The organism is Streptomyces sp. NBC_00080, from assembly GCF_045041255.1.
Taxonomy (GTDB): Bacteria; Actinomycetota; Actinomycetes; order Streptomycetales; family Streptomycetaceae; genus Streptomyces; species Streptomyces coriariae.
In genome coordinates, this window is the sequence record NZ_CP108235.1 from 9,742,490 (window position 1) to 9,753,591 (window position 11,102).

Below are 11,102 nucleotides of genomic sequence, written 5' to 3' on the forward strand. Positions count from 1 at the left end.
CAATCCAGGCAGTTCCGATCGATCCGTGTGGTGGGCTGCTCACCGGTGACGGACGGCAGCGGCAACGCCAGCCGGACGGGCAGGCGACCGGGCGCGGGCACAACGGCCTCGCCTCTCGAGGCAGCGACACCGCCTGGCTCGCCACGTACCTGCCGTTGCCGCGGATGGGGTCACTCGGACAGGCAGTGTCCGCTGCTCGTGGCGCGGGCGAGCACGGCGAAGGCAGGCTCGCCGCCCCGCAGGCGGTGCTTGACGCGCATCCCGTCCAGCAGGACGTTCATCGCGGACAGGGTGATGCCCGCGGTGCGGCAGTCCCGGGCGATGGCGGCGCCGTCCACACCGACGGCGCGGATCCACGCCTCCATCTCCGCGGGCCACAGTCCCACCGTGGCCCAGGCCCGTGCACGGTCCCGCAGCGCAGACGGGCGAAGGTGTGTCGCCTCGCGGCTGAGCAGAGTGAAGGCGTGGCGCTCCAGTGAGCGCCGGTCGTCGCGGCGGTGTTTGCCACCGTCCGTGCGCCGCCGGGCCGCGGTGGCGCGAGCGGTGCGCCGACGCGCCGCGGCGAGGTCGTCCGCCAGGTCCAGGCCCTCGCGGGCGGCGATGGCCTCGGCGGTGTCGGCCGGTGTGCCGGACTCGGCAGGGGCGAGGCAGTCGTAGAGGGCCTGCAGTTCGGTGTCGGTGAACCGGGCACGCGTCATGGCGATCTCCTGAGGGTGTGCGGGCATGCCGAAGGCCCCGTCGCCGGGCTGGGCAACGGGGCCTTCAGGGGATGCGGAGTGTGGTGGCGAGGGGCAGTCCGTGCGCGCGGCTCTCAGCAGAGCGGGCTGACTTGAGCGGACTTCCGGTGCTGCGCAAGCGCGGGTACACCCCGCACATAAGCGGGCAGCTTAGCCAACCATTGCGGCAAGCACGCCAGTTCACGAGAAATCACAGGCCAGAACCCTGCAAGGATCATTTCAATGCCAACAGCCCAAATGGGTGGATACTTTCGTGAAGCGGACGGCTACGTGACAGCTCCTGCGACCCGTGACGGCAGCCAGCACCGCCCCCACGGCCGACAGACAAATGGCTACCTCCCGCACGAGCCCGGGCTCTACCGTGGGCGGACGAACTGGGTCAGCGCGATGGCCACGTCCAGGTCGTGTGACCGGCTGGCGGAAGCGCATGGACTCGACCAGTTCGGTGTCGAGCGCCACGGGCTGCGCCCATCCGTTGCCGCTGCTGAAGAACGCCGTCAGCTCCACGCCCACCCCCGCTGGTGATCCTCCAGGACATCGTCGGCCGTCAGCGACGCGGCCACCAGAGGGCGCGCGACCCTCGCGCCGTCGCGACCACGTCTAGGCCGTCTCCGTGTACCCGCACCTGCCACCGTCTCGGCGCCGCCGTCACACCTCGGCGCTACTGGGGCGTTCGGGCCCGAGGTAGCGCACGGCCGGGAAACGCTCGGCGATGCGCATCATCACGGTTGCGTGCCCGCGCGCGGCGAGGTCGCGCCGGGCCTCTTTCATGTTCAGGATCTTGTCCATGGTGTAGATCTCGGTGCAGGGCCCGAGGTCGATCTCGTGCTCGCCGAAGGTGAAGAGTGTCGACTCGCAGGCGTTGGTGACGCGGAGCATCCCGTCGCGGAAGAGGTCGCCCAGGTTGGTGAGGGCCTCGGAGCTGCCGACGCCCACGGACACGGTGTCGCCCCGTAGTACGACCTCCTCCCCGTCGAGCAGCGCGAGAGCATCCTTGACCTCTAGTGCTTCCCGTTTGCCGAAGTCGTCGGGGAGTAGGAAGAACTGGTGAGTGCGGGCCTGCAGTTGTCCCAGATCGGCGAAGGCGTCGGCCCATAGCTGGGCCTCGCCGGGCTCCCAGCCGGCCGGTGTCATGCTCGTGGCGATCGGCGCCCGCATCCGGCCGGTACCGGCTCCGGCGAAGCCGACCTCCAGGAAGCGTCCGGGGCGGCTGAGTGCGATCAGCCGGAGCACCGGCACCATGGTCTGCGGCAGGACCGACTCGGGCAGCTTGAAGGAGAACGTCAGCCGGGCGGAGTGATCACGGGGGGTATAGCGCAGCCGCACCCGAAGCAATCCGGTGCCGTCGCGGCCGTGGAGCGTTCCGCCGTCGGAGCCGCTGATCCGGTGCGTGAAGGTCACGGGCAGGGAGGCGAGCGGAACGCCCGAGGACTGCTGGACGACGACCTGCCCCCGCAGCGGCGGTGTCACCTCCCGGCGGGGCGAGGTGATGCGCACGCCCCCGATCACGAGCCGCTCCAGCCCCAGCCCGGCGGGGCCCGACAGGGCGGCTTCGGCGAGGTTGTCCGCGGTCAGCTCCACTTCGCCGCCGAAGCGCAGGGCCTCCTCGAACCGCAGCCTTCGCCGGGTCTCCTGTGGGTCACCGTCGGCGAACCGGACCCGGGCGGTGAACTGGATGGCGTTCTGCCCGTCCGGGTCGGGCCCCCGGGGCGTCAGGTGCACGACCGTCCGGCCGTCGGCGTCCAGGGCGGTGTGCACCGCGTGGTGCGGGGAGATCTCCCGGACCCGGGCATGCAGCGCGCGGGCCCGCTCGACGTAGTCGCTGATCCCGCCGGCCAGCACATCGCGCTCGGCACGCGCCTCGGCGATGCACTCCAGGATGTAGGCCTCGGCCTCCTGCAGCGCGTAGCGCACCAGACCGGGCTCGGCCGCGAACTTCTCGTCCAGCCAGCTGCGCCCCAGCCACCGCCGCACGAACGGGAACTCACTGCGCAGGCCGTCGAACCACCGCTGCTCGGCGGGGTTCGCATCGATCGGCACGAGGAGATCCCAGTGGTCCGGCTGGTGACGGGCCGCGGACACCAGCGACCGCTCCACCTGCCTGCGCCGCCCCGTACCCATCCGGCCGGTGAACGACTTCGCCTCGTACACGACCAGTTCACCGTCGTCGGTGTACTCGAACAGGTCCCGGCCGCCGTCCCCGCCCGTCCCGTCCACCGCCTGCGCCCGCTCCCGCAGACGCATCACCAGCAGCGTCACCAGGGACTCCGACAGCCTGGGGTTCTCGGCCAGCTTCTCCCACGGAACTCTCACCACACGCCCACCCTACGAACCCCCTCTGACATCCCGACCCGCTCCGTACGCCGAACTCCTCGCCCCGCCACCGCCCCCCGGCCCCGGCGGGCAGGGCCACGGTGCCAGGGGCTGCCGACCGGCCACCGTCGCCCGCCGGGGTCGCCCGCCCGTGCCTGCCGGCCGGTACGGGCATGCCGGTATACGCGGCGGCCCGTACCGGCCCAGGACCCCTCTGACTTCCGGGTGTTGATCAGGCGCGCACGGGTTCGGAGTAGGTGGTGAAGAGCCGGTCGCCGGTGAGTTTGTGGTGCGTGAGCTGATCGCGGACGGCCTGTTCGTCCGCCCAGCGGTCCGGGCTGCTCGCGAGCGCGGCCACGTAGGCCGTCACGGCCTCCTTCAGCTTCTCGAACATGGCCGGGGTGACGACGCGCATGCCCGGCACCGCGGTGGCCTTGGCGTCGCGGACCCGGCTGGGATGCAGCATGACCGCCACGGCCTCCACTTCGGCGTTGTGGTCGTTGAGCCAGCGGACGCTGCCGCCGAGCTGGTCCATGTCCTTCTTCGCGATGGTGTCGGTGGTGCAGCCGGTCTTCAGCTCGACGACGGCCTGCCGCGCCGACGAGAGCGCCCACAGGTTGTCCGGGCCCGTGCCGTACAGCTTCTCCGGCCGCGTGCTGGCGAACCCGAGATGCAGCCCGAGCTGCTGCCAGGCCCGCTCGGCGTCGTCGGAGCGCTCCTCCTCGCCCCACACCACGTCCTCGAACAGCGCCTGTACACCGAGCCTGAGGCTGACGCCGTCGCGGTACCGGGCGGCCAGGAACTCGGCGGCGGCGCGCGACTGCACCGCGACCGCCTTGAGCTGGACAGGGGCGCCGCCGTTGACGGGGCGCAGGACGAACGGGTTGTCGTCCAGCGCCCCGGCCAGGGCCCGCTCGGCGGCCGCGCGATCGGTCAGGTGCAGGTAGGCGGCCTTCTGCTCCCGCAGCCAGCCCCGCAGCGCCCTGTCGCCCTCGCCGAGGTCGTTCACCGCCTTCTGCACCCGCTCGGCCGCGGCCGGGGCGCGGCCGGTGGCCGCGAGGTCGAACGCCTCGCGCAGCGCGACCGCCTCGTCCCGCACCGTCCCGTGCTCGGCGTAGCGCACCTCCGCCAGCGCCCGCCGGCTGCGCTCGCGCCACTGCGGCACCCGCCCCAGGCAGGCCCGCAGCGCCTGCCTCACCGCGTCCAGCCCCTCGCCCTTGATCTGACCGGCGATGTCCCGGCTCAGCTTCAGCTGCGCCTGCGTCGCCGGGGAGAACAGAGCCAGGTGGCGGGCGTCGTGGATCGCCGTGGCGAGCTTCGCCCCCAGCAGCAGGACCGCGCAGTAGTCCTCGCCGTCACGCACGCCGCGGCCCATGCCCTGCTCGATCCGCTGGACCTCCCTGGCCAGGCGGACAGTGCTGTCGGACAGCGCGAGGGCCTCGCGCCGCTCCACCGCGTCCAGAGGCTGGGGGACACCGTCGAGGATCAGCAGACGGCAGGCGCCGGCCGGGAGGTTGACGCCGTCGTACTTGTTGACCAGCACCACCAGGCCCACATGACCGGCCTGGAGCTCCTTCACAACCGCCTCGAGGTCACCGACCCACCAGGTGCGGTCGGCGTAGCGCGCCCACGCCCCGGCGGCCCGGTCGCTGGGCACCAGCACGACCACGTTGGCCGGCTCGGTCTCAGCGACACCGTCACCGTCCTGGTCCCCGTCGGCGAACTGGCGGGCCAGCACGCGGACGGCCTCGTCGTCCAGGTCCGGGTTGAGCGCCACCGGGGCCAGGATCATCCGCTCACCGAGGTCGGAGGCACTGCCCGGCGTGACGGGCCTCGCGACGAGGGCCGGGTCGGCACCGAAGTCGGTGACCAGGGCGCTGTCGTCGGCGAGCGTCGCGGTCAGGTAGACCCGGCGCCGGGCACGCACGAACGACGGGATGCGGTCGATCGGCGGGCACGAGGGCCTGATCTCGATCGCCGACGACGTCGCCGTCGCGGTGCACAGGTACAGCACCTCGGCGAGCAGCGGCCACACGAACATGAAGGCCCGCTCCTCCCGGTGCGGGCGCACGATCTTCAGCACCTCCTCGCGCTTGTCGGCCCACGCCCAGAACGGGATCGGTGCCAACGCGGTGGGGTCCTTGTCCTCCAGCCCCGCCCAGGCGTTCGCCGACTGGTGCCGCAGGTCCTGCGCGAACAGCTCCAGCAGCTTGTCGTACGCCTCGTGCCCGGCGGGCACCCGCAGCCGGAACTGGTCCTCGGTCCGCGCCAGCGCGGCGTGCGCGTCGTCGACGACGACGATGCCCAGATCGACCGGATCCTTGCCGTCCCCGACGACACCGAAGGCCGACCTGCCGTTGAGCAGCTTCGGGTAGTTCGTCACCAGCACCGCCTGCGCGGTGAGGAACGCCGGGTCGTACGGATCGTCCGTGGTGGCGATGTTGAGCCTGGCGGCCTCCTCGCGGACCTGCTTGACGAGGTAGTTGTCCGGGGTCAGGTAGACGGCCTTGCCGATGCCCTCGTTCAGGGTGCTCTGCGCGATCAGCAGGCCGACGGCCGTCTTGCCCCCGCCGGTGTTCTGCTTGATCACCACATCGCGTTCACCGCGCCGCTCGAACCACTTGTCCAGCACCTCGCCCTGCTCATGCCGCAGATACGGCCACGGCCGGCTGGCCAGCCCCGCGTAGATGTCCCGGGGCCGCAGCAGCGCCTCGCTGTCCCCCGTACCGATCCGATCCCAATCCAGCGCCACTGCGCCGTCCTCCCTCACCTGTCCCGGCGGCCCCGCGCCGCCCGCACTTCCTCGTTCTTCAGGGCCGTCGCCCGCTCGGCGACGGCCTCGCGCCACACCGACGTCTCCAGGCCTCGGCGCGGCCCTGCTGCGGCTCTGGCACCCACGCCCGCCGGCGGGGTGCTTCCCGGCCCGCCTGGAAGCGGCGGGCCGGGAAGCACCCCGTTCGCGGACCGTGCCTGGCTCGTCAAGCCGGCACCGCAGGACAGCGGCTGTCTCCTACCGCACCTGGGCGGGCAAGGAGACCAGCGTCGCGGGCGTCTGCGTGAGATCCACGCGCGGGTGGGCCGAGCCGTCCGCCGGGTTCAGCAGCCGGGCCGTCCACCCTTCGGCGACGCGGACCGCCTCCAGGGGAGTCCCCTCCGACAGCGGGAGCACGGTCAGCAGGCACCAGGACGTCCGCCGGGACACCCCGACCGTGCGATGGGCGTAGTGCTCGGCCAGCCGGTCGCCGACCGCGCCCGGGCCCTGGCGGCACACGCTGCCCACGTACCGGCACTCACGGCGGTTGTCCCACGCGACGTACACCGCGCAGCTCGCGGTCACCCGGCGGCGCACCACGTCCGGGCTGGCCCGGCACACCACCACCGGCGAGCCCGCGCGGCCCTCTGCGGTCGCGGGGAGGTCGAGCACTGGGCCCAGAAGCCGCAGGACCGGCCGCAGCGCCTGGCCGATCGCCGCCGACACTGTCAGAACCGTGCTCACTCGGCGTCCTCCCCGTCCCCGTCATCGTCCTCGTCGACCACGAAGATCGAGGGATCGACCGGCCCGAACTGCATGAGGATCTCTTCGAGATTGCCCAGCTGCACCCGCAGCGCCTTGACGGCCTCGAAGGTGCCGAAGACCTGGTTGCCGCGCTTCTGGCTCATACGGGCCAGGGCCCGTCCGGCCTTGGCCGCACCCTTGATGCCCTGGTCGAGGAGCCGACGCTGGCGCGCGTCCTCGGCCTCCGGTTCCGCCGACGTGCCGTCCGTCTTGGCCTTGGCCTCCGCGCGGTTCTTGGCGATGGTGGCCAGGGCGTGGGCCGGGTCGGCGGCGTGGACGAGGTCCCACTCGTAGTCGAGGATCTCCTGCACACCGGACTTGTCCAGCATGGGTTCGCCGTCGTGGACCACCACGCCCTCGACCTCGCGCTCCTGGGTGTGGAACAGCTTCGGCAGCACGGCCGGGTCGGCGGCGACGTGGGCGACGGCGATGGAGTGCAGCATCCGCAGCCCGCCGGAGGTCTTCGACAGCAGATCCAGCAGCTTCAGCGGCGTCGCCCGGAAGGGCGCCTTGCGGCTGTCGCGGTCGGTGCCTTCCTTCGAGCCGCGGTCCCGCGTGATGTACCCGTCGAGGATCGCGGCGGTCCCGCCGAGCACGGTCAGCTCCGCCACGGCGCCCTCCTTGCCGCCCAGGGCACGCTCGAGGATGTCGTCGAGCACCCCGAAGGCGTCGTCGCCGTTGGTCAGCTCCCACGGCTGCTTCCACACCCGGTCGGTGATCGTGCCGCCGTTGCCGAAGGCCCGCAGCGGCTGTTCGATGCCCTCCTTGCTGCGGTAGGCCGACAGCGCCATGGGCGCCAGCCGCTCGCTGATCGGCTGCCGGTAGGCCTTGGTCATCCCGAATTCCTGTTTGATCAGACGGTTCATGGCGTCCGCGTGCGGTCCGGCGAGCACCGCGTGCTGGTGGACGGCAGCCGACCACAGCCGGTGCGCCGGCACCCCGAGCAGCTCGTGCATGGCCTGCGTACCCACCGTGCCCGACAGCACCCGGTGCACGTCCGGGGCGATCAGGCCCTCGCGCAGGGCGTGCCGGTAGACCCGCTGCATGCCCTGCGTGTTCTGCGCCCCCGACGTCCAGGCGGTGACGCGGACGTGCAGGGTGGCCAGCAGGTCGTCCCGCGCCGCCACCAGGTCCGCCAGCGGCCCACCCCCGTCCGCCTGCGCGCCGACCACGACGGTGGCGGGGAAGGCCAGCGTGTGGCCCTCGCGTCGGGTCGCCTCGGTCAGCGTGGGCGCCGCCAGGTTCTTACGGGTCCGCGCCGTCAGCTCGCCCACCCGCCGCCGCGTGGCCGCCTGTTCCGCGCGGCTGCGCCCGCCGGACCGCTCGGTGGAACCGATGACGGAGGCGGTGCAGGCCGAGATGGCCTCCTCGATGTCGCCACCGGTGCGCGCCAGCCACATGCTCACCATCCGGCTGTTGCCGTCGCCCGCGACCAGGAAGGTGTCCTCGGTGCCGTCGTCGTACACGACGCGCATCACGAACAGCGTCAGCGGCTCCTTCACGCCCTGCTGGAGCACGCTCTCGGTGTAGACGTTCTCGCCCTTCTGGGCCTTGTACGTCTTCCGCATGCTCTCGCCGACCGCCTTGGCCAGCGCCTGGCGGTCCCGCATGCGAACCGTGAAGACCGCGAGCGGCTTGCCGGTCTTCGGATCGGTCACGGTCTCGTACGCCGGTACCACCGACGTGGACGGCGCCACGTCCATGGCCGTGCGCAACTGGTCCGCCCACCGCTGGTTGATGAAGTCCGGCAGGACGTCGAGGTCGAGGTAGCGGTAGTGCGGCGGGGTCGCGTACAGCATCCCGCCGACGACCGGCTTGGCCGTCAGCAGGCTGATCGGCTCACAGGCCACGAGGGCCTGCAGCCGCTCCGGGTCCACCGCACCCGAGGTGATGGCGTTCGCTGCGGCCTCGTCCAGCGCGGCCTCGGGGTTCTCGAGCAGCTCCCTACGGGTGCTGCGGAGCTTGGTCACCGGCAGCGGGTCCGCGACCGGCTCGGGGCGGCGCAGCAGGGGCGGCAGGCCCTCGTCGGGCTCCTGCCCATCGAGGCCGTCGAGTTCGTCGAACGAAGAAGTCACGATCTTGCTCTCCTGGGCATCGCGCGCAGCAGGAAATACCCGCGGCAGGGCGTGAGCCACTGCCTCCACTGCGCGCCGTCCACAGGGGGCGGCGAGCGCCGTCACGCTCCACCAGCGGCTCATGTCTCCGCGATGTCCCGTGCCGACCAGCGTTCCACGGTCCTAGGCGAGCTGCTGGTCAGTCGGATCCCCAGGGGACCGAACTCCCGTCGACGACGGGTGCCAGCCGATCTTCATGCCTCAGTTCGAACCCTGAGGCATGCAGTTCCATGTAGCCAGAGCGGTGCGCAGCCGACGACAACGAACTCCGCCGGCTCCACCCAAGCCTACGCCCATCTCCACCTAAAACAGACTGACTTCAAGATGACGGCTCGCAACCAGGCAAACACCCTGGTTAGTTCGGTACAGCCAAGCCCAACACCATTTCTGATCTGCGCCACTTGCAGGGGCCAGTCATCCGACAGAACAGGCCCAACGCGCTCTCGGCGAGCGTCCTGGTGCACGCCACCGCCTGACTCTCACCCGGCCGCGGTCTGTTCGCGCAGGGTGCGCATCCACGTCTCGCCGAAGCCGGCGGCGCCTGTGTCGTCGCCGGGGATCCGGAAGACGTACGGGTCGGCTGCGAGCTGCTCCATCAGCGCCTCGTACAGATTGTCGAAGGGCGGCTCCATGCAGACCGCCAGGGACTCGGCGAACTGGCCGGGGGAGGGGCTGACGGTGATGAGGTGGTCCAGGAAGGGAAACATGCCCCATTCGTCGATCCGCTGCCGCAGCGCGGCCTGCGCCGGTGTGTCCGGCATGAGCAGCCCGTGCATCACATACAGCCCGTAGAACCCGCGCAGACCGGTCAGCACCGTCCGCGCCCGCACGAGGTCTTCGTCACTGGCCCGCTTCACCGGACCCACCACGTCCGCATGCTGCTCCAGCAGCCCCCAGTCCACGGGCGGTACCTCGCCCCGCTCGGCCGCCCCCAGCATCTGCGCCCAGTCCTCGACCGTCAGGCCGTACATGCCGAACGCGGCGAACGCCTCGGCCAGCGCGTCCGCCCCCACCTCTTCCACTCCCAGACCGATCGCCGCGACCACGTGCACCATGCTCCTGGAGTCCGGCCCCTCGACCTCCACCGGCACGTCCTCGCCGGCCTCGAGCGCTGCGCGCACCAGGGCGGGGTTCGCCGCCCCGCGGCGCGGCGCCACGAGTCGGCCCGCGGTCGCGTACAGCGCGTCCTGCCCTTCCTCACCCGCCCCGGCCGCGCTGCGAGCGAACTCCACCAGCCGGTGCGACACCGACCTCTCCAGCACCCAGACGAGAGCCTGACGCACGGCGCCGATGGGGGGCTCCGGCACCTGAACCGCCCCCGGCCGCACGCCCATGCCGGCCTCGGCGAACCACTCCAGCACCGCCAGCCGACGATCCCGCCCCTGCCGAAGATGCCGCGCCAGCGCCGCGGCGCTCTCCACCACCACCGGATCGACCGCGTCCACCACCGACCCCTGCCCGCGCCCGAGCCCTCGGCGCCGGTGACGCGGCAACAACCCCGCCCGCCGCCAGCTCTCCAACTGGCTGGCCGTCACCACCACCTCCCGCGCGGCAAGTTCGCGGATCACCCACTGATCGGCCGGACTCGGCGCTCCTCGTGCCATGCCCACCATTACAACCCCGAGAAGCGCAATTTTCTGCGGATCTGCGGCTCTGGCTCACTGGTCCCAGCACCACAGCCCGCGCTGCCGCGCCCCGCCCGAACGGACACCCGCCATGCCGAAGAAGAACCGCACCCCCTTCACCACCCCGGACCAGGAGCACGTGACGCCTGACCCCGTCTCGTGGCGGCGCCTCGTCTCTGTAGCGCTCCTCACCGGAGCCGTCCGCCACATCGGGGCACTCCTGGCCGGCCTCGTGGTGACGTGGTGGCAGCACGACTGACACCCGCCTGAGCACGAAGAGGAACTCAATGTCTGTGCAGCCAACTGCAACTGACATCACCTACCCACACGGACACACCACATCCCGCCTCCGCCGCCTCCAGCCCGAGGAGGCACACACCCCAAAACCGGATCCACCAAAAATTTTGCGAGGAAGGAAACGACCAGCCAAGCACCCCGGCCACACTGCCTCGTAGCCAGCCGCCCGCGAATGCGGGCCGGGTCCGGGAGCGCAGCGGACGGACCCCTAGGCTCCTTCCAGGAGCGCAGCGACGAAGGAGCCGCTGGCTCGGAGCGCCAGCGGAGAGCCGGAGGGCACCAGCCCAATCTCCGGATACAGCAAAAGTTCTGACGGAGGGAAACAAGGCTCGGAGCGCAGCGCGAGGCCGCCTCCTCGCATCGCGAGGAGTCCCACTTCGGTTCCCGCGCGCAGCGCGAGGTTTCCTCCAACTTCCGCGCGCAGCGCGAAGTTCCTCAGAGCCTGCGCAGCGAGCTCTTA

The 11,102-nt window shown here is 71.5% G+C and carries 7 protein-coding genes; 1 reads left to right on the forward strand and 6 read right to left on the reverse strand.

Going from position 1 to position 11,102, the window contains the following annotated elements:
- Positions 1–170 precede the first annotated feature (170 nt).
- The 6 genes from OHU34_RS43520 to OHU34_RS43545 form a co-directional block, all read right to left on the reverse strand.
- Complete coding sequence (locus OHU34_RS43520; protein ID WP_405763941.1) at positions 171–698, reverse strand: hypothetical protein; 528 nt, start codon at positions 696–698, stop codon at positions 171–173.
- Positions 699–1,385: 687 nt separating this feature from the next.
- A complete protein-coding gene (locus OHU34_RS43525) occupies positions 1,386–3,053 on the reverse strand; it encodes a hypothetical protein (protein WP_405763939.1) in 1,668 nt (555 codons plus the stop codon).
- A 229-nt stretch (positions 3,054–3,282) separates the two neighbouring features.
- Positions 3,283–5,802: a DEAD/DEAH box helicase family protein gene (locus tag OHU34_RS43530; protein ID WP_405763938.1), complete on the reverse strand. Its 2,520-nt coding sequence runs from the start codon at positions 5,800–5,802 to the stop codon at positions 3,283–3,285.
- A 258-nt stretch (positions 5,803–6,060) separates the two neighbouring features.
- Positions 6,061–6,546 carry a hypothetical protein gene (locus OHU34_RS43535; RefSeq protein WP_405763936.1) on the reverse strand — a complete coding sequence of 162 codons (486 nt, stop codon included), beginning with the start codon at positions 6,544–6,546 and terminating at the stop codon, positions 6,061–6,063.
- The gene (locus OHU34_RS43540) at positions 6,543–8,681 is read right to left on the reverse strand and encodes a hypothetical protein (protein ID WP_405763934.1); all 2,139 of its coding nucleotides are present in this window, start codon (positions 8,679–8,681) and stop codon (positions 6,543–6,545) included. The genes OHU34_RS43535 and OHU34_RS43540 overlap by 4 nt, the downstream gene beginning before the upstream one ends.
- Positions 8,682–9,199: 518 nt before the next feature.
- The gene (locus tag OHU34_RS43545) at positions 9,200–10,324 is read right to left on the reverse strand and encodes a hypothetical protein (RefSeq protein WP_405763933.1); all 1,125 of its coding nucleotides are present in this window, start codon (positions 10,322–10,324) and stop codon (positions 9,200–9,202) included.
- Positions 10,325–10,436: 112 nt separating this feature from the next.
- Between OHU34_RS43545 and OHU34_RS43550 the strand changes: the two genes are divergently transcribed.
- Entirely contained in the window at positions 10,437–10,604 is a 168-nt protein-coding gene (locus OHU34_RS43550; protein ID WP_405763931.1) for a hypothetical protein, read from the forward strand.
- The last annotated feature ends 498 nt before the right edge of the window (positions 10,605–11,102 follow it).